Consider the following 18,522-nt stretch of genomic DNA (forward strand, 5'->3'; position numbering starts at 1 on the left):
GCCACGTAGTGCCGTGGCGAGGACCTCACTTCTCGAACCGGTATCCCATCCCCGGCTCCGTGATGAAGTGCTTCGGATGGGAGGGGTCCGCCTCCAGCTTCCGCCGCAGCTGCGCCATGTAGACGCGCAGATAGTTGGTCTCCGTCCCGTACGACGGCCCCCACACCTCCTGGAGCAGCCGCTTCTGCCCGACCAGTCGGCCGCTGTTGCGGACGAGGACCTCCAGCAGGTGCCACTCCGTGGGAGTCAGCCGTACGTCCTTGCCCGCGCGGTCGACCTTCTTCGCGGCCAGGTCGACGGTGAACTCGCCGGTCTCCACGATCACGTCCTCCTCACCGCCCCCGGCCGGCTCGGCCCGGCGCACGGCGGCCCGCAGCCGGGCCAGCAGTTCGTCCATGCCGAAGGGCTTGGTGACGTAGTCGTCGGCGCCCGCGTCCAGCGCCTCGACCTTCTCGTCGGAGGTGTGCCGGGCGGACAGCACCAGGATCGGCACCCGGGTCCAGCCGCGCAGCCCTCTGATCACCTCGACACCGTCCATGTCGGGCAGGCCGAGGTCGAGGACGACCACGTCGGGGTGGCGGGCGGCCGCGAGCCGGAGGGCGGTGGCGCCGTCGTGGGCGGCGTCGACCTCGTACCTGCGTGCCCTGAGGTTGATCACGAGGGCGCGCACGATCTGCGGCTCGTCGTCGACCACCAGCACACGAGTCATGAGGCCTGCCTTTCCGGTTCGGCTGTGTGTTCCGCCGCACGGCGGAGCTCCGGGCGCGCTCCGGCCGCGCGGAGGGTGAGGACCATGGTGAGCCCGCCGCCGGGCGTGTCCTCGGCGTCGAGCGTGCCGCCCATGGCCTCGGCGAAGCCGCGCGCCACCGCGAGCCCCAGTCCCACGCCGGCGCCGCGCGGGGCGTCGCCGTGGCGCTGGAAGGGCTCGAAGATGCGGTCCTTGGCCTCGTCGGGGACGCCCGGCCCCCGGTCGACCACCCGCACCTCGACCCGGTCGGCGAGCGCGCTGGCGGCGACCAGCACGGGCGTGCCGGACGGACTGTACTTGACGGCGTTCTCGACGAGGTTGGCCATGGCCCGCTCCAGCAGCCCGGGGTCCACGGCGACCATGGGCAGGGTCTCCGGGACGTCCAGACCGACACTGCCCTCGGGCACGCCGCCGAGCGCCATCGGCACCACCTCGTCTAGGTCGATCTCGCGGATCAGCGGCGTGACCGTGCCGGTCTGGAGCCGGGACATGTCGAGCAGGTTCCCGACGAGATGGTCGAGGCGGTCGGCGCCCTCCTCGATGCCCGCCAGCAGCTCCGCCCGGTCCTCCTCGGACCACTCGACGTCCTCGGAGCGCAGGGAGGTCACCGCCGCCTTGATCCCGGCGAGCGGGGTGCGCAGGTCGTGGCTGACGGCGGCGAGCAGCGCCGTACGGATGCGGTTGCCCTCGGCGAGCGTGCGGGCCCGGCCGGCCTCCTCCTGGAGCCTGCGGCGGTCCAGGACGACGGCGGCCTGGGCGGCGAAGGCGGCCAGCACGCGGCGGTCCTCGGCGGGCAGGACGCGGCCGGTCAGCGCGAGCGCCATGTGGTCCCCGACCGGCATGTCCACGTCCGCCTGGTCGGGCCGCTCGACGGGACGTCCCTGCCCGGCGCGGCCGGCGCAGGTCCACGGCTCGACGTCGCTCGCCCGTTCCAGCAGCGCGGCCGACTCCATGCCGAAGGTCTCCCGGACCCGTTCCAGCAGGTCCTCCAGGCCGGTCTCGCCGCGCAGCACGTTGCCCGCGAGGAAGGACAGGATCTCGGACTCGGCCCGCAGCCGGGCCGCCTGGTGGGTGCGGCGGGCGGCGAGGTCGACCACGGAGGCCACCGCGGCACCGACGGCCACGAAGATCACGATGGCGACGATGTTCTTCGGGTCGGCGATGGTCCACCGGTGCAGGGGCGGTGTGTAGAAGTAGTTCAGCAGCAGGGAGCCCACCGCGGCCGAGGCCAGCGCCGGGAACAGCCCGCCGAGCAGGGCCGCCGCCACGGTCAGCGCCAGGAACAGCAGCATGTCGTTGGCGAGGCCGAGGTCGACGGCGCTGAGCACCGCCGCCAGGGCAGGCGGGCCGGCGACACCGACCAGCCAGCCCCACACCCGCCGGGACCGCCCGAGGCGCGCGCCCCGGGCCACCGGCAGTCCGCGGCCCTTGGCGACCTCGTCGTGGGTGACGATGTGCACGTCGAGGTCGGACCCGGACTCCCGGGCGACGGTCGCGCCGACACCGGGTCCGAAGACGTACTGCCAGGTCTTGCGGCGCGAGGAGCCCAGCACGATCTGCGTGGCGTTCACCCCGCGGGCGAAGGCGAGCAGCGCGGCCGGTATGTCGTCGCCGACCACGTGATGGAACGTTCCGCCGAGGTCCTCGACGAGGGTCCGCTGCATCGCCAGTTCCTTGGGCGAGGCCGAGGTCAGCCCGTCGCTGCGGGCTATGTAGACGGCGAGTACCTCGCCGCCGGCGCCCTTCTCGGCCAGCCGCGCCGCCCGGCGGATGAGCGTCCGGCCCTCGGGCCCGCCGGTCAGGCCGACCACGATCCGCTCGCGCGAGCCCCAGATCCGCGACACCCGGTGGTCGCTGCGGTACTGGGTGAGGTGGGCGTCGACCCGGTCGGCCACCCAGAGCAGCGCCAGCTCGCGCAGGGCGGTCAGGTTGCCGGGGCGGAAGTAGTTCGACAGGGCCGCGTCGACCTTGTCGGGTGTGTGGATGTTGCCGTGCGCCATCCGCCGCCGCAGCGCCTCGGGCGACATGTCGACCAGCTCGACCTGGCCGGCCCGCCGTACGACCTCGTCCGGCACGGTCTCCTGCTGCCGCACACCGGTGATCGACTCGACGACGTCGCCGAGGGACTCCAGGTGCTGGATGTTGACGGTCGAGACGACGTCGATGCCTGCCGCGAGCAGTTCCTCCACGTCCTGCCAGCGCTTGGCGTTGCGGGAGCCGGGGACGTTCGTGTGGGCGAGTTCGTCCACCAGGGCGACCTGCGGGCGGCGGGCGAGGACGGCGTCGAGGTCCATCTCCGGGAAGACGCCGCCCCGGTACTCCAGCTCCCTGCGCGGCACCTGCTCCAGCCCGTGCAGCATCAGCTCGGTGCGGGGCCTGCCGTGGTGCTCGACGAAGGCGACCACGCAGTCGGTGCCCCGCTCGACGCGGCGGTGCGCCTCGGACAGCATCGCGTACGTCTTGCCGACGCCCGGTGCCGCACCGAGGTAGATCCGAAGGTTGCCGCGTGCCATGGCCCCATTGTCTTCCGGTCCGCTGCCTGCGCAGCGTCGAGCTTACGGCCGGGAAGAGCGGCACAGCGGTGCCGGGCACGTCGGCGGGACCGTCCTTGACGGAACCCTGACGCGCCCGGCCGTTCAGAGCCTCACGCGGGGTTGTCGCCGTGGGTGAGGGTCTCCCAGGCGACGAAGAGGTTGTTGCTGCCTGCGGGACGGCCGCGCAGGGTCAGCGTCTCGGTGTTGGTCATGGCGTGTCCGAGACGGTTGGCCAGGGCGTTGTGGCCGACCTCGGGTATCGGCCCGAGCCCCGGCTTCAGCGAGCCGCCGCACAGCCAGCCGGGGGCGGCGGTACCGAGCTGGTACTTGGCGTGGAAGCCGAGCCCGTGCCGCAGCCGCTCGCCGACATCGGTTCCGTAGAGGTCCTGCCCCTGGATCCGGCTGGTCTCGGCGACGTGCGAGATGGCGGAGAGGCCGTACCCGGTGTGCGTGAAGTCCCGGCAGGTCTCCTGGCTGAGGCCGTCGACGAAGGTCGACTGGCCCTGCCAGTACTTGACGATCTTCTCCCGGGTGTTGAGGTTCTGGCTCGGCACGGTCTTCGGCAGGTCGCCGTCGGAGGCCAGGTAGACGTAGGCGGCCGTGCGCGTGCGGAACTTCGCCATGGCCTTGTCGTACGACACCTTGTCCTCCAGGAAGACGGAGATGCCGACGGCGGCCTCCATCATCGACAGCTCCCAGTTGCCGTTGGAGTTCGAGCCGTTGATCACCTCGGGCAGGTACACGGTGCGGAGCATGGTGGCGAAGCGGCCGGAGTCGGTCCAGGTGCCGGTGTACGTGTACTTGATGATCTCGGCGGCCTTGGGCCAGGAGGAACCGGCCCAGCCGGTCTGCAGGGGCGCGTTGCTGTTGGTGTGGTCGCGGATCACGGCGGACCAGGCGTCCATCAGCTCGATCGCCTTGCGCGCGTGCCGTTCGTCGCGGGTGACGTACCAGGCGAGGGCCTGGGTGTAGGCGGCGATCGCGTCCTCGCGTTCGTCGGTGCAGCCGTTGTCGGGGTTGGAGTACGAACCGCACTCGACGACCGCCCGGGGCCTGGGCGTGCGGTTCAGGTCGGCGTACGTGCTCGCCATCATCCGGTCGAAGGCGCTCTTCCAGGGCTGGGCGCCGGCGTTGGCCTTGGAGCGGGTGAAGTCCAGCTGGCCCTTGGAGACGGTGACTCCGGGGTGGACGAAGGTGCCGGGGGCGCTGGGAGCGGCGTCGGCGGGCCAGGCGAGCACGCCGGCGACGAGGGCGGCCGCGGCCGCCAAGAGTCCGGTTCTGCGCATACGCGGGGGGCCTTCCGTTCTCGTATGTGAACGTGAAGCGCCTTTATGAACAGACGCGTTGGACGGAGACGGTAGGTACAGACCAATAACCCGTCAAGGCTCCACGCACGAGAAAGGGCCGCACCCCCTGGGGAGTGCGGCCCTGCTGTCTCTGCGACGCTCAGCGAACCTCGGTGATCTCCGGTCCGCGCTGGAGCTGGCCCATTCCGCCGGCGAAACGGGAGCCCTCCTCCTGCTGGACGCCCTCGGGAACCATCTGGGCGTCGTCGGGCAGCTTCAGGACGATCGGGTCGCGCGGCGCCATGGGGCCCTCACCGCGGACCACGACGGTGTCCCGGAAGATCTGCTCCAGCAGTCCGGCGGCCTGCGGCTGCACCGCGCCCTGGCCCGAGATGACCCCGCGCAGGAACCAGCGGGGGCCGTCCACACCGACGAACCGCACGACCTGGAAGCCGCCGGTGCCGTCCGGCAGCTGCACCGGCACTTGGGCTCGCAGCTCCCAGCCCAGCGGCCCTTCGACCTCGTCGACGATGCCGCCCTGCTGGGTGATGCCCGAGCCGATCTCCTCGCGCACCTCGCCCCAGATGCCCTCACGCTTGGGCGCGGCGAAGCCCTGCAGCTGGATGGCGCTGTCCCGCAGCACGACCGTCGCCGCCACGATCGCGTCACCCGCGACCTCGACCCGCAGCTCCATGCCGTCGACGCCGGGCACGAACAGACCACCCAGGTCGACCCGGCCCTCGCCCGGGTCGCGGACCTCGGAGCTGTCCCAGGGCCCGTTCGGCCGCGGCGCCGGTTCGAGCCTCAGGCGCTCGCTCTCGCCGCCCGCCTCACTGTCGACACCGTCGACGACCTGCTCGGCCTCGCCGGCCGCGTCCTCGGCGGCATCCCTCTTCTTGCGACGTCCGAACACGTCACTGTCCTTCCCGGTCGGATACGACCGAAGCGTATCGATTCCCACCCGCCTGACCGCCCAGGGCGGCCTGACCGCTTGTGTCGCTCGTCCCGTCCACCGCGGCGTGTCCTCCGGTGGACCCGAAGCCCCCCTCGGCCCGCGCGGAGCCGGGAAGCTCCGCCACCTCCTGGAAGCGGACCCTCTCGACCTGCTGGACGACCAGTTGGGCAATCCGGTCGAAGCGCTCGAACCGCACGGCCTCGCGCGGGTCGAGATTCACCACGATCACCTTGATCTCCCCACGGTACCCGGCATCAACCGTCCCCGGGGCATTCACCAGGGCGACGCCGCAGCGGGCGGCCAGGCCGGACCGGGGGTGCACGAAGGCCGCGTACCCCTCCGGCAGCGCCACAGACACACCCGTGGGCAGCACGGCCCGCTCGCCCGGCGCCAGTCGGCACGCCTCGGTGGTCCGCAGATCGGCTCCCGCGTCCCCGGGGTGCGCATACGACGGAAGCGGTACGTCCGGATCGACGCGCCGGATCAGCACGTCCACCGGTTGACGGCTCACAGGGCTCGTGAAGGTCATGGGTTCACCTCGAAGGCGCGGGTACGCCGGACCTGGTCCGGGTCGTTCATGGCCGCCCGGATCTCCTCCTGGCGGCCGTGGTCGACGAAGTGGTCGACTTTGACCTCGATGAAGAGCGCGTCGGCGCGGACGGCGACGGGCCCGTCGGGACCGCCGACCCGTCCGGTGGCGGTCGAGTAGATCTTCCGCCCGGCCACCGCCGTCACCTCCGCCTCCAGATACAGCGTGGTGCCGACGGGCACGGGCCGCACGAAGTCGGTCTCCAGCCGTCCGGTCACGGCGATCGTGCGCAGCAGCCAGTTCAGCGAGCCGAGGGTCTCGTCCAGGGCGGAGGTGAGCACACCGCCGTGGGCGAGGCCCGGGGCGCCCTGGTGGGCGGGCTGCACGGTGAACTCGGCGGTGAGTGACACGCCTTCGCCGGCCCGGGCCTCCAGGTGCAGCCCGTGCGGCTGGTCGCCGCCACAGCCGAAACACTGGCCGTAGTGCGCGCCGAGGGGCTCACCGGGCGCCGGAGCGTCCGGATGCCGCACCGGTCGCACGGCGTCGTCCGGAGGCTGAAGAGCAGTGGAAGTACGACTCACAGCCGGAGACCTTACCCGCGCGTCGGCCCCTTCCGGACACCGTGTCAAGCTTGGCTCCATGCAGCTCTCCGCCGCCCCGTACGAAGAACGCCTGACCGCTCCCCGGTCCTGGTGGCTGATCTCGTTCCTGGTCGGGGTCTCCATGGCCCTGGTCCTGCTCCCGTTCGGCACGCTGCCGATGCTCGGCGGCCTGGCCGGCGGCACGGCGGTCGCGGCCGTCGCCGCCAGTTCGTACGGCTCGGTCCGCATCCGTGTGGTGGGCGACGCCCTGATCGCGGGCGAGGCGAAGATCCCGGTGGCGGCCCTGGGCGAGGCGGAGGTCCTGGACGCGGAGGAAACCCGTGCCTGGCGCACCCACAAGGCCGACCCGCGCGCCTTCATGCTGCTGCGCGCCTACATCCCCACCGCCCTGCGCGTGGAGGTCACGGACCCGGAGGACCCGACTCCGTACCTGTACCTGTCCACGCGCGAGCCGGAGCGCCTGGCGGAGGCTCTGAGGGCTGCGAAGCAGGCGTAGCACACTTGCGCGGGGGTTCATCCGGCCGCTGACGGCAGACCGACGGCGCGCACACGCACCGCCTCAGCGTCCGTCCTCGCGCTGGTCGTGTCTCTCGTCGAGGCGACCCAGCGGATCGTGGGTGATCTCGCCCATCTCCAGGGCGTCCGCCGGACGTTCCAGGGCGGGGAGTGACTCCAGGGCCTCCCAGGGCACCTGGATCTTGCGCAGGTCCTCGCGGATCCGGGCGGCGAGCTTTCTCGTCTCGCTGCGGTTCATGGCCGCCCCGACGGCGGCGCCCACCAGGAACGGCACCAGGTTCGGCATGCTGCGGACCATCCGCTTCATGATCCGCTGCCGCAGGTCGCGCTTCATGCGGCTGTTCAGCGCCATGCTCAGGGTCGAGGGCTTGGTCGCGTCGATCCCGCGCTCCCCCGACCAGGCATCGAGGTACGCCGTGCTGCGCTGCTTGAGGCTGCCGGGCGGCCGTACGCCGTAGACCTCGTGGAGCTCGGCGATCAGCTTCAGCTCGATCGCCGCGACGCCGGTGATCTCGGCGGCCAGTTCCGTGGGCATCGCGGGCGGCACGGGAAGCATCGCCGCGGCGCCGATGCCCGCTCCGACCGTCGCCGTCGCCTTCGCCGCGCCCGCGACGAGCTTGTCCGCGAGCTCTTCCGGCCCGAGGCCCGGGAACTGCCGGCGCAGGGTCGCCAGGTCCCGCACGGGGACGCGCGGGGCCAGTTCGATGATCCGGTCGGCGAGGTGCGCGAGCCCCGCACGGGCCCGTTCGCCGCCTTTGCGGGCGCCTTCCCAGGCCCGCTCCCGGATCGCCCCCGCCCGTCGTCGGGTGACGGGTGCGGGGACGTCCACGGAGGCCGGGAGGTCACCCCGGTCCGCTGCCGGTTCGAGCGAGGCCGTCCCCGTACCGGTTGAGCCTCGCTCGTCGTCACGCGCGTCGTGCTGCGGGCCGTCGATCGGCCCTTCGTCCGCCTTCCGCTTGGAGAAGCGGCGCTTCCAGGGAGGGGTCGAGCCAGTCACGGCCGACCCGCCCTCAGTCGCAGTCGCGGCAGATCGGCTGACCGTTCTTCTCCCGGGCCAGCTGGCTGCGGTGGTGCACCAGGAAGCAGCTCATGCAGGTGAACTCGTCCTGCTGCTTCGGGAGCACTCGGACTGCCAGCTCCTCGTTCGAGAGATCGGCGCCGGGCAGCTCGAGGCCTTCGGCGGCCTCGAACTCGTCGACGTCCACTGCGGAGGCCGACTTGTCGTTCCTCCGAGCCTTCAGCTCTTCGAGGCTGTCCGAGTCAACGTCGTCGTCGGTCTTGCGTGGAGTGTCGTAATCGGTTGCCATGTCGCTCTCCCCCTCTGGGTGTCTGCGGTGTCTCCAGCGCACGTAACGCGTGAGAGGCCGGACTTGTGCCCGACCTGAGGCGGAGATTTTGCCTCACATCAAGGTCTGTTACTCAATCGACACCCAACCGGACTCCTCACGAGTGATCGGCTTGGATGGCGATGGGGACCGTACACGGTCCGAATGCCGCACTACAAAGGCGTCTCACCGTGTACTTCCCGTGATCAAGACCCCCGAAAACCGGGATTTTCCCGGCTTTCCGACAGGGTGCATGATCACGGAGAGTAGATGGCCAGAAAGGCGCCCCTGTGATCGATCACACACGGGGCACTCGCGGTGCGATCTCGAAAATTCAGCGCAAAGCGAACATCCCCGTGTGTCGCCGAATTGATCGGCGACATGATCTCAGATGGGCAGCGTGACTCGCATCACGAGCCCACCCCCTTCGCGCGGCTGGGCGTAGATGTGCCCGCCGTGCGCCCGGGCCACCGACCGGACGATGGACAGACCGAGTCCGACGCCCTTGTCGCTGCCCGTGCGCTCCGTCCGCAGCCGCCGGAACGGCTCGAAGAGGTTGTCGATCTCGTACGCCGGTACGACCGGCCCGGTGTTGGAGACGACCAGGACCGCCTGGCCGTGCTGGACGTCGGTGGTGACCTCGACCCAGCCGCCCTCGGTCACGTTGTAGCGCACGGCGTTCTGCACCAGGTTGAGCGCGATCCGCTCCAGCAGCACGCCGTTGCCCTGGACGACCGCGGGCTTCTGCTCGCCGCGGATCTGCACGCCCTTGGCCTCGGCCTCGCCGTGCACCTGGTCGATGGCCTGCGAGGCGACCTCGGCGAGGTCCACCGGCCCCCGCTCGACGACCTGGTTGTCGCTGCGGGCGAGCAGCAGCAGGCCCTCGACGAGTTGCTCGCTGCGCTCGTTGGTGGCCAGCAGCGTCTTGCCGAGTTGCTGGAGTTCCACCGGTGCGCCCGGGTCGGACAGGTGCACCTCGAGGAGCGTGCGGTTGATCGCCAGCGGTGTTCTCAGCTCGTGCGAGGCGTTGCCGACGAAGCGCTGCTGGGCGGTGAAGGCGCGCTGCAGCCGCTCCAGCATGTCGTCGAAGGTGTCCGCCAGCTCCTTCAGCTCGTCGTCCGGGCCGTCCAGCTCGATCCGGCGGGACAGGTCGGAGCCCGCCACCGCGCGGGCGGTGCGGGTGATCCGGCCCAGCGGCGACAGGACCCGGCCGGCCATGGCGTAGCCGAAGGCGAAGGCGATGACCGCCAGACCGAGCAGCGCCAGCAGCGAGCGGCTGAGCAGGTTGTCCAGGGCGCTCTGGCGCTGCTCGTTGACGCAGTGGTTCATGGCGTTGTTGAACTCGCTGGGCGAGGCCTGGTCGGGCAGGTTGCAGATGTCGCTGGTGACCTTGCCCTCGACGATCTTGAACGGCAGCTCGCTGCCCACGTTCAGCGCCTCCGCGGCCAGCAGGTAGATGATCGACAGCAGCAGGATGCCGGCGATCAGGAACATGCCGCCGTAGAGCAGCGTGAGCCTTATGCGGATGGTCGGGCGCAGCCAGGGGAGCGGCGGCGCGGGCCGCCTGGGGTCCCAGGTGGGCTTCGGGGGCGCCTTGGGAGGCGCGGGAGTGGTGGCCACGGTCGATCAGATCCGGTAGCCGGAGCCGGGGACGGTAACGATCACGGGCGGCTCGCCGAGCTTGCGGCGCAGGGTCATGACCGTCACGCGGACGACGTTCGTGAACGGGTCGGTGTTCTCGTCCCAGGCCTTCTCCAGCAGCTGCTCGGCCGAGACGACGGCTCCCTCGCTGCGCATCAGCACCTCAAGGACGGCGAACTCCTTGGGGGCGAGCTGGACCTCCTTGCCGTCGCGGAAGACCTCGCGGCGGTTGGGGTCGAGCTTGATCCCGGCGCGCTCCAGGACCGGCGGCAGGGGCACGCTGGTGCGCCGGCCGAGGGCGCGCACGCGCGCGATGAGCTCACTGAACGCGAACGGCTTGGGCAGATAGTCGTCGGCGCCGATCTCCAGGCCCTCCACCCGGTCACTGACGTCGCCGGAGGCCGTGAGCATCAGCACGCGCGTGGGCATGCCGAGCTCGACGATCTTGCGGCAGACGTCGTCGCCGTGCACGAGAGGGAGGTCGCGGTCGAGGACGACCACGTCGTAGTCGTTGACGCCGATGCGCTCCAGGGCGGCCGCTCCGTCGTACACGACGTCGACGGCCAAGGCCTCCCGGCGCAGTCCGGTGGCCACCGCATCGGCGAGCAGTTGCTCGTCCTCGACGACGAGTACGCGCACGTCCCTGGTCCTTCCTCATGTCCACCCGCGCAGCGCCGCACAAGGCGCAGCCGGGCAGGGGTCTTCGACGGTGTGTTGGTGTGTTGCCCTCCATCCTGCCCTTTTCGGCCATAAGTCGGAGGTAAGGCGGGTGAGAGGCGGAGCCCGACGCGGAATAAGAGATTTTCTCCCGCGGTTAGGTTTCCACGGAAGGGAGCTTGGGGAGGACGGCTTTACATCCCACGATCACGCTCTGCTGGCACCGCACCACCATGCGGTGCGCGTCAACCCGCTTTGCCGCAGGGCGGGCGTGGGTGTCCGGCACCGTCGCCGCCCAGCTGAGCGGCGCTGGGCATCCACCGGAGACGTGATCGTCCCTTCCGAACGGCACACCCCCGTGCCAACGACCCACGACCCAGGACGAGGGGGCGCAGCATGGACGCATTCACCGCAGGACTTCTGCAGCGCATAAGGGCGACCGAGTCCGATCTGTCCCGGGCTCGCGACGAGGGCGACGACTTCCTCGTCGAGGTGGAGCAGGGCGAGCTCGACGACCTGCGCCGTCTCGCCGCCGAGCACGGTGTGGAGGTCGGCGCGACGAGCGTCTGATCAGGCCGTACGGAGCGGGCCCCGGCGAATCCAGCGCCGGGGCCCGCTTCGTCGTTCCAGGGGTCGGTTTCGGGGATCAGTCGTGCCAGGCGCCGAAGTCCTCCAGGAGGCGCTGGAGGGGCTCGAAGACGCCCGGGGTACCCGCGACTGCCAGATCCCCTGACGGGCGCTCTCCGGGGCGTCCACCGGTCAGCGCGCCCGCCTCCCGGGCGATCAGGTCGCCCGCCGCGAGGTCCCAGGCGTGCAGACCGCGCTCGTAGTAGCCGTCGAGGCGTCCGGCCGCCAGGTCGCACAGGTCGACCGCGGCCGAACCGCCGCGCCGGATGTCGCGCAGCAGCGGGATCAGCCGCTGGGCGACCTCGGCCTGGTGGGCGCGGACCTCGTGGACGTAGTTGAAGCCCGTGGAGACCAGCGCCTGGTCCAGGGGCGGCGCGGGGCGGCAGGCCAGCCGGCGCTCGCCGTCCCAGGCGCCGGTGGCCCAGGCGCCGCCGCCGCGCACGGCGTGGAAGGTCTCGTCGCGCATCGGGGCCGCGACGACTCCGACGACGGTCTCGCCGTCCTGCTCGGCGGCGACGGAGACGGACCAGGTGGGCAGCCCGTACAGGTAGTTGACCGTGCCGTCGAGCGGGTCGATGACCCAGCGGACGCCGCTCGTGCCCTCCGTGGCTGCGCCCTCCTCACCGAGGATGCCGTCGTCCGGGCGGCGCTCGGCGATCAGGCCGGTGATCAGCTTCTCGGCCGCGATGTCCATCTCCGTGACGACGTCGATGGGGCTGGACTTGGTCGCGGCCACCGCGAGGTCGGCCGGGCGGCCGTCCCGCAGCAGCGCGCCCGCGCGCCGGGCGGCCTCCTGGGCGAGTTCGAGCAGGTCCTGGTGCAGGGGGTCGGTCACGGGGCTCCTCACGCGTAGGTGCTGTCGGCGCCCGCGGCGGCGGGGCGGGGGGCGCGGGCCGGGCAGCAGCCGACCGGGCAGAGGTGGTGGCTCGCCCCGAGGGCGCCCAGGGCGCAGGGGGTGACCTCCTGCCCGCGCTCGACGGCGGCGCGCTCCACGACGAGTTCGCGGACCGCGGCGGCGAACCTCGGGTCGGCGCCGACGGTGGCCGAGCGGCGCATCGGCAGCCCCAGTTCCTCCGCCTTGGCCCTGGCCTCCGTGTCGAGGTCGTAGAGGACCTCCATGTGGTCGGAGACGAAGCCGATGGGGGCGATCACCATGGCCGGGACGCCGGCCGCGTGCCGCTCCTGAAGGTGGTCGCAGATGTCGGGCTCCAGCCAGGGGATGTGCGGGGCGCCGGAGCGGGACTGGTAGACGAGCTGCCAGGGGTGGTCGACGCCGGTGCGCTCCCGGACGGCGTCCGCGATCAGCTGCGCCACGTCCAGGTGCTGCCTGACGTACGCCCCGCCGTCGCCGTGGTCCTCGACGGGCCCGGAGGTGTCGGCGGAGGCCGTCGGGATCGAGTGCGTCGAGAAGGCGATGTGCGCCCCGTCCCGTACGTCCTCGGGCAGCTCGGCGAGCGAGCGGATCACCCCGTCGATCATGGGCTCCAGGAAACCGGGGTGGTTGAAGTAGTGCCGCAGCTTGTCGACCTTCGGCAGCTCCAGCCCCTCGGCCTGCAGAGCCGCGAGCGCGTCGGCGAGGTTCTCGCGGTACTGGCGGCAGCCCGAGTAGGAGGCGTAGGCGCTGGTGGCGAGGACGAGGATGCGACGGCGGCCGTCGGCGACCATCTCGCGCAGCGTGTCCGTCAGGTACGGCGCCCAGTTGCGGTTGCCCCAGTAGACCGGCAGATCCAGGCCGTGCTCCGCGAAGTCCTTGCGCAGGGCGTCCAGCAGGGCGCGGTTCTGGTCGTTGATCGGGCTGACCCCGCCGAAGAGGAAGTAGTGCTGCCCGACTTCCTTGAGGCGTTCCTTGGGGATGCCGCGCCCCCGCGTCACGTTCTCCAGGAACGGGACCACGTCGTCCGGGCCTTCCGGGCCGCCGAAGGAGAGCAGGAGCAGGGCGTCGTAGGGGCTGACATCGCGCGCGTCTGGCATGAGTCGATCCTGCCACCCTGCACTGACAGCCGGGAAACGGCGGGGTGACACCTGCGCGGCGGACGGCCCGAAGTGAGCCTTGACGGGTGCGTCGGGCGGACCCCGAGGCGTAATCTGTGTCGACTGCGTTCGCAGCTTACTGAGCCTTCCGGAGACCCCGTGCCCAGCCCCTACCGCGCCCTGTTCGCCGCCCCCGGCAGCAAGGGCTTCTCCGCCGCGGGCTTCCTCGGCCGTATTCCGGTGTCGATGATGGGCATCGGCGTCGTCACGATGGTCTCCCAGCTCACCGGGCGGTACGGCCTGGCCGGTGCCCTGTCGGCCACCGTCGCGCTGGCGGCGGCGGTGGCCGGACCGCAGGTGTCGCGGCTGGTGGACCAGTACGGCCAGCGGCGGGTGCTGCGGCCGGCGACGCTGATCTCGCTGACCGCGGCGGCCGTCCTGCTGTGCGCGGCGCACTACGGGTGGCCGGACTGGGTGCTGTTCGCGGCGTGCGCCGGCGTCGGCTGCGTGCCGAGCGTCGGCGCGATGATCCGGGCCCGCTGGGCGGCGCTGTATCGGGGCACGCCGCAGCTGCACACCGCGTACTCCTTCGAGTCCGTGGTGGACGAGGTGTGCTTCATCTTCGGGCCGATCATCTCCATCGGCCTGTCCACGGCCTGGTTCCCGGAGGCCGGTCCGCTGCTCGCCGCCTGTTTCCTGGCCGTGGGCGTCTTCTGGCTGACCGCGCAGCGCGCCACCGAGCCGGAGCCGCACCCGCGCGAGCACCGCGGCGGGGGCACGGCCCTGCGCTCGCGGGGCCTTCAGGTCCTGGTGGCCACCTTCGCGGCCACCGGGGCGATCTTCGGGGCGGTCGACGTGGTCACCGTGGCCTTCGCCGACGAGGAGGGGCACAAGGCCGCCGCGAGCATCGTCCTCGCGCTGTACGCGGCCGGCTCCTGCGTGGCGGGCATGGTCTTCGGTCTGCTGCACTTCGCCGGGGCGCCGGAACGCCGGTGGTTGCTGGGCGTGTGTGCCATGGCCGTGAGTATGATCCCCCTCCTACTGGTCGGAAACTTGCCGTTTCTGGCCGTGGCGCTGTTCGTTGCGGGACTGTCCATCGCTCCGACGATGATCACGACGATGTCCCTGATCGAAGAGCACGTACCACGTGCGCAGCTCACCGAGGGCATGACCTGGGTGAGCACGGGGCTCGCGGTGGGGGTCGCACTCGGCTCCGCCGCGGCCGGCTGGGTGATCGACGCGGCCGGTGCACGTGCCGGGTACGGGGTTCCGGTGGTGGCCGGGGCCGTCGCGGTCGCGGTGGGTTTCCTCGGATTCCGTCGGCTCAAGCGGCCGGCTACGGGTCGGGGAGGCTCCGTTGAGCAGCACAGCGAACGGAAAGAACGGCACGTGGCGTAACTGGGGCGGCAACGTCTCCGCGCGGCCCGCCCGGGAGGTCACCCCGGCCTCCGTCGACGAGCTGGCCGCCGCCGTGCGGCGGGCCGCCGAGGACGGCCTGAAGGTGAAGGCCGTCGGCACCGGGCACTCCTTCACGTCCATAGCGGCGACGGACGGTGTGTTGATCCGCCCTCAACTGTTGACCGGCATACGCGCCATTGACCGCGAGGCCATGACCGTCACGGTGGAGGCCGGCACCCCGCTCAAGAGACTCAACATGGCCCTCGCCCGCGAGGGACTGTCGCTGACGAACATGGGCGACATCATGGAACAGACGGTCTCCGGAGCGACCAGTACCGGCACGCACGGCACGGGCCGCGACTCCGGCTCGATCGCCGCCCAGATCAAGGGCCTGGAACTGGTCACCGCCGACGGCTCGGTCCTCACCTGCTCCGAGAAGGAGAACCCGGAGGTCTTCGCGGCCGCCCGTATCGGCCTCGGCGCCCTGGGCATCGTCACCGCGATCACCTTCGCCGTGGAGCCGGTCTTCCTGCTCACGGCCCGCGAGGAACCGATGCCGTTCGACCGGGTTCTCGCCGACTTCGAGGAACTCTGGGCGGAGAACGAGCACTTCGAGTTCTACTGGTTCCCGCACACCGGGAGCACCAACACCAAGCGCAACAACCGCAGCGCGGGCCCGGAGAAGCCGGTGCCGCAGCTCCAGAGCTGGTTCGAGGACGAGTTCCTCTCCAACGGGGTCTTCCAGGTGGCCAACTGGGTCGGCCGCGCGGTGCCCGCCACGATCCCCGCGATCGCCCAGATCTCCAGCAAGGCCCTGTCCGCGCGGACGTACACGGACATCCCTTACAAGGTCTTCACGTCTCCGCGCCGGGTGCGCTTCGTGGAGATGGAGTACGCCGTTCCGCGCTCGGCCGTCGTCGAGGCGCTGCGCGAACTGAAGACGATGGTCGACCGCTCCGGCCTGAAGGTCAGCTTCCCCGTGGAGGTGCGCACCGCCCCGGCGGACGACATCACGCTGTCCACCGCCTCGGGCCGGGACACCGCCTACATCGCCGTCCACATGTTCCAGGGCACGCCTTATCAGCGGTACTTCACCGCAGCCGAACGGATCTTCACCGCCCACGAGGGCCGTCCGCACTGGGGCAAGGTGCACACCAGGGACGCCGAGTACTTCTCCCGGGTGTACCCGCTCTTCGCCGAGTTCACGGCGTTGCGGGACCGGCTCGATCCTGATCGGCGGTTCCAGAACGACTACTTGCGGAGGGTCCTGGGAGCGTAGGGGAGGCGCTGGGGGTGGTGTTCCCCACGTTCAAGATCGCGAAATGCGGGCAACGGGCGGCCGAGTCCGCCCCCTTGCCAGAAGTTGGACGGCGCGCCAATCCACGCACGTGGCCCAAATGGAGTACTGTTGCGAGCCCTGGGTCCGGTCTCCCGTCAGGGTGTACGGGGCCTTTAAGGACCGCCGGGAGGGGGCTAGTTGCACAGGGTGACAGAGTTCGTCACTTAGCGTTGCGAATAGGTAACCGTGCCATAACGGCGATCCAGGGCCCGCGCCCGACACGCCGGGCAACTCGGCAAGGTTGTGGCAGGCTGCACCCGGGCAGGCCACACTCGACTAGCGGAAGCAGCGACGCACGTGACGTCGGCAGGCACCACCCGGGAGGTCCCCATGCCCGAACTGCGTGTCGTGGCCGTCTCGAATGACGGCACACGGCTGGTGCTGAAGGCTGCGGACAGCACGGAGTACACGCTTCCGATCGACGAACGGCTCCGCGCCGCCGTGCGCGGCGACCGTCCTCGCCTCGGCCAGATCGAGATCGAGGTGGAGAGCCACCTCCGCCCCCGCGACATCCAGGCACGTATACGAGCCGGCGCGACCGCGGAAGAGGTCGCGCAGCTGGCCGGTATCCCCGTCGACCGGGTCCGCCGCTTCGAGGGCCCGGTGCTCGCCGAGCGTGCGTTCATGGCCGAGCGGGCCCGCAAGACCCCGGTCCGCCGCCCCGGCGAGAACTCCGGTCCGCCGCTGGGCGAGGCCGTGGCCGAGCGACTGCTGCTGCGCGGTGCCGAGAAGGACACCGTCCAGTGGGACTCGTGGCGCCGCGACGACGGCACGTGGGAAGTCCTGCTGGTCTACCGCGTCGCCGGCGAACCGCACTCGGCGAGCTGGACGTACGACCCGCCCCGGCGGCTCGTCCAGGCCGTCGACGACGAGGCGCGCATGCTCATCGGCGAGACCGACGACCTGGCCGCGCCCGAGCCCAGCTTCCCGTTCGTCCCGCGGATCGCCCGGCTGCCGCGCGACCGGCCGCTGGACCGTTCCGCCGACCGTGAGCGGCCCAGCCTTCCGGCGCAGGCGTCCGAGCCGGTGGAGGAAAGCACGGGTGAGCGGGACTCGCTGACCAGCCTGCTGGAGGCGGTGCCGAGCTTCCGCGGTGACCTGGTGGTGCCGGAGCGCCCAGCACCGGAGCCCGAGGAGGAGCCCGTCGCCGAACCCGAGGCGGAGGAGCCCCCGGCCCCCGCTGCCTCGGCCGGTTCCGCCTACGCGGACGTCCTCATGCCGCGCTCCGTCGGCAGCCACCGCGACCGGCTCGTCGGGGCCACCGACCGCCAGGCCGAGGCCGACGGCGTCCGGCCGGGCCGCAGAGCCGCCGTCCCGAGCTGGGACGAGATCGTGTTCGGGACGCGGCGCAAGAAGCAGGAGTAGCCGACCGGTTGTACGAGAGCGAGGGCCGCGCCTTCCGGGCACGGCCCTCGCTCGTTCCGGGCTAGCGAGGATCGCTCATTTCGGGTCACTGACGAGCGCTCATGCCGGGGCCGCTGAGGATCGCCCGTTCCGGGTCACTGAGGATCCGGTCCCACGGCCACCGGCCGGTCCGGGTCCGAGGACCACTGCGACCACGAACCCACGTACAGCTCCGCCGGAATGCCCACGACCGCCAGCGCCAGGACCTCATGCGCGGCGGACACCCCCGACCCGCAGTACACGCCGACCCGCGCGTCCTCGGTCACACCGAGTCCCTTGAAACGCGCGCGCAGTTCCTCGGCGGGGAGGAAGCACCCGTCCGCCCCCACGTTCTCCGTGGTGGGCGCCGACACCGCTCCCGGGATGTGCCCGGCCACCGGATCGATCGGCTCCACCTCGCCCCGGTACCGCTCCCCCGCCCGCGCGTCCAGCAGCACCCCGGACCGCGCCAACGCCGCGGCGGCGTCGGCGTCGAGCAGGCCGGCCGCCCCCGGCTCGGGCACGAAGTCGCCCTCGGCCGGAGTCGGCACGGTCTTCTCCAACGGCCCCTCCCAGGCCGGCAACCCGCCGTCGAGGACCCGCACGTCCGGGTGACCCGTCCAGCGCAGCAGCCACCACGCCCGGGCCGCCGCCCAGCCCTGGCCACCGTCGTAGACGACCACCGGCGTCCCGGACGACACGCCCGCCCGGCGCATCGCGGCACCGAAGTGCGCGAGGTCGGGCAGCGGATGCCGGCCACCCTCCCCCGGCGCCGAGGCCAACTCCCGGTCCAGGTCGACGAAGACGGCCCCTGGAAGGTGCCCTTCCTCGTATGCGGCCCGGCCGTCGTACGGCGGCTCACCGGTCGCCTTGGCCACGGTGAGCTGCCAGCGGACATCGAGCAGGACGGGCGGGTTGGCGCCCGTCAGATCGCTCGCGAGGTCGGATGCGGAGATGATGGCGTTCATGGCTCCATCCTCGCGCACGGGGGTGGCCGAGCCGTCCAGGTCC

General features: G+C 71.5%; 18 protein-coding genes. 5 read left to right on the forward strand and 13 right to left on the reverse strand.

The window, feature by feature from the left end:
- Nucleotides 1-25: 25 nt before the first annotated feature.
- The 6 genes from MQE23_RS12030 to MQE23_RS12055 all read right to left on the reverse strand — a co-directional run bounded on the left by MQE23_RS12030 (nucleotide 26) and on the right by MQE23_RS12055 (nucleotide 6,633).
- Nucleotides 26-709 (reverse strand): response regulator, encoded by a 684-nt coding sequence (locus MQE23_RS12030; RefSeq protein WP_243379155.1) that lies wholly within the window; start codon nucleotides 707-709, stop codon nucleotides 26-28.
- Nucleotides 706-3,261, reverse strand: coding sequence for a sensor histidine kinase KdpD (locus MQE23_RS12035; RefSeq protein ID WP_243379157.1), 2,556 nt, complete (start codon nucleotides 3,259-3,261; stop codon nucleotides 706-708). Before MQE23_RS12035 ends, MQE23_RS12030 begins: the two co-directional genes overlap by 4 nt.
- A gap of 131 nt (nucleotides 3,262-3,392) precedes the next feature.
- Nucleotides 3,393-4,568: an alginate lyase family protein gene (locus MQE23_RS12040; RefSeq protein WP_243379159.1), complete on the reverse strand. Its 1,176-nt coding sequence runs from the start codon at nucleotides 4,566-4,568 to the stop codon at nucleotides 3,393-3,395.
- A 160-nt stretch (nucleotides 4,569-4,728) separates the two neighbouring features.
- On the reverse strand, nucleotides 4,729-5,481 hold the full coding sequence (locus tag MQE23_RS12045; RefSeq protein WP_020270557.1) for a DUF3710 domain-containing protein: 753 nt from the start codon (nucleotides 5,479-5,481) through the stop codon (nucleotides 4,729-4,731).
- Nucleotide 5,482: 1 nt separating this feature from the next.
- Nucleotides 5,483-6,052 (reverse strand): dUTP diphosphatase, encoded by a 570-nt coding sequence (dut, locus tag MQE23_RS12050; protein ID WP_037667520.1) that lies wholly within the window; start codon nucleotides 6,050-6,052, stop codon nucleotides 5,483-5,485.
- Nucleotides 6,049-6,633 (reverse strand): PaaI family thioesterase, encoded by a 585-nt coding sequence (locus tag MQE23_RS12055; RefSeq protein WP_037667522.1) that lies wholly within the window; start codon nucleotides 6,631-6,633, stop codon nucleotides 6,049-6,051. The genes dut and MQE23_RS12055 overlap by 4 nt, the downstream gene beginning before the upstream one ends.
- Before the next feature lie 58 nt (nucleotides 6,634-6,691).
- Here MQE23_RS12055 and MQE23_RS12060 point away from each other — a divergent pair, with 58 nt between their 5' ends.
- Entirely contained in the window at nucleotides 6,692-7,150 is a 459-nt protein-coding gene (locus MQE23_RS12060) for a DUF3093 domain-containing protein (protein WP_020270560.1), read from the forward strand.
- Nucleotides 7,151-7,213: 63 nt separating this feature from the next.
- Here the strand turns inward: MQE23_RS12060 and MQE23_RS12065 are convergent, their stop codons facing one another.
- From MQE23_RS12065 to MQE23_RS12080, 4 genes are all read right to left on the reverse strand, one after another.
- Nucleotides 7,214-8,167: a hypothetical protein gene (locus MQE23_RS12065; protein ID WP_020270561.1), complete on the reverse strand. Its 954-nt coding sequence runs from the start codon at nucleotides 8,165-8,167 to the stop codon at nucleotides 7,214-7,216.
- Between the two features lie 13 nt (nucleotides 8,168-8,180).
- Nucleotides 8,181-8,477, reverse strand: coding sequence for a DUF4193 domain-containing protein (locus tag MQE23_RS12070; RefSeq protein WP_003993510.1), 297 nt, complete (start codon nucleotides 8,475-8,477; stop codon nucleotides 8,181-8,183).
- A gap of 405 nt (nucleotides 8,478-8,882) precedes the next feature.
- On the reverse strand, nucleotides 8,883-10,115 hold the full coding sequence (locus MQE23_RS12075) for a HAMP domain-containing sensor histidine kinase (protein WP_020270562.1): 1,233 nt from the start codon (nucleotides 10,113-10,115) through the stop codon (nucleotides 8,883-8,885).
- A gap of 6 nt (nucleotides 10,116-10,121) precedes the next feature.
- The gene (locus MQE23_RS12080; protein ID WP_020270563.1) at nucleotides 10,122-10,775 is read right to left on the reverse strand and encodes a response regulator transcription factor; all 654 of its coding nucleotides are present in this window, start codon (nucleotides 10,773-10,775) and stop codon (nucleotides 10,122-10,124) included.
- A 414-nt stretch (nucleotides 10,776-11,189) separates the two neighbouring features.
- On the opposite strand from MQE23_RS12080, the gene MQE23_RS12085 reads away from it, so the two are divergent.
- On the forward strand, nucleotides 11,190-11,363 hold the full coding sequence (locus MQE23_RS12085; RefSeq protein WP_010035018.1) for a hypothetical protein: 174 nt from the start codon (nucleotides 11,190-11,192) through the stop codon (nucleotides 11,361-11,363).
- Nucleotides 11,364-11,439: 76 nt separating this feature from the next.
- Here MQE23_RS12085 and MQE23_RS12090 read toward each other — a convergent pair whose 3' ends face one another.
- Together MQE23_RS12090 and MQE23_RS12095 are read right to left on the reverse strand one after the other, a co-directional pair.
- The gene (locus tag MQE23_RS12090; RefSeq protein WP_020270564.1) at nucleotides 11,440-12,255 is read right to left on the reverse strand and encodes an inositol monophosphatase family protein; all 816 of its coding nucleotides are present in this window, start codon (nucleotides 12,253-12,255) and stop codon (nucleotides 11,440-11,442) included.
- An 8-nt stretch (nucleotides 12,256-12,263) separates the two neighbouring features.
- Nucleotides 12,264-13,391, reverse strand: a complete 1,128-nt coding sequence (locus MQE23_RS12095; RefSeq protein WP_020270565.1) for a ferrochelatase — start codon at nucleotides 13,389-13,391, stop codon at nucleotides 12,264-12,266.
- A gap of 159 nt (nucleotides 13,392-13,550) precedes the next feature.
- On the opposite strand from MQE23_RS12095, the gene MQE23_RS12100 reads away from it, so the two are divergent.
- The 3 genes from MQE23_RS12100 to sepH all read left to right on the forward strand — a co-directional run bounded on the left by MQE23_RS12100 (nucleotide 13,551) and on the right by sepH (nucleotide 17,493).
- Nucleotides 13,551-14,789: an MFS transporter gene (locus MQE23_RS12100; RefSeq protein WP_243379161.1), complete on the forward strand. Its 1,239-nt coding sequence runs from the start codon at nucleotides 13,551-13,553 to the stop codon at nucleotides 14,787-14,789.
- Nucleotides 14,749-16,068: a D-arabinono-1,4-lactone oxidase gene (locus MQE23_RS12105; protein WP_243379162.1), complete on the forward strand. Its 1,320-nt coding sequence runs from the start codon at nucleotides 14,749-14,751 to the stop codon at nucleotides 16,066-16,068. The genes MQE23_RS12100 and MQE23_RS12105 overlap by 41 nt, the downstream gene beginning before the upstream one ends.
- A 390-nt stretch (nucleotides 16,069-16,458) precedes the next feature.
- Nucleotides 16,459-17,493 (forward strand): septation protein SepH, encoded by a 1,035-nt coding sequence (gene sepH, locus MQE23_RS12110; RefSeq protein ID WP_020270569.1) that lies wholly within the window; start codon nucleotides 16,459-16,461, stop codon nucleotides 17,491-17,493.
- Nucleotides 17,494-17,627: 134 nt separating this feature from the next.
- On the opposite strand, the gene MQE23_RS12115 is transcribed toward sepH, so the two are convergent.
- Nucleotides 17,628-18,479, reverse strand: a complete 852-nt coding sequence (locus MQE23_RS12115) for a sulfurtransferase (RefSeq protein WP_243379164.1) — start codon at nucleotides 18,477-18,479, stop codon at nucleotides 17,628-17,630.
- Nucleotides 18,480-18,522: the final 43 nt, after the last annotated feature.

This window comes from Streptomyces sp. HP-A2021, assembly GCF_022807935.1.
In the GTDB taxonomy this organism is placed as follows: domain Bacteria; phylum Actinomycetota; class Actinomycetes; order Streptomycetales; family Streptomycetaceae; genus Streptomyces; species Streptomyces afghaniensis.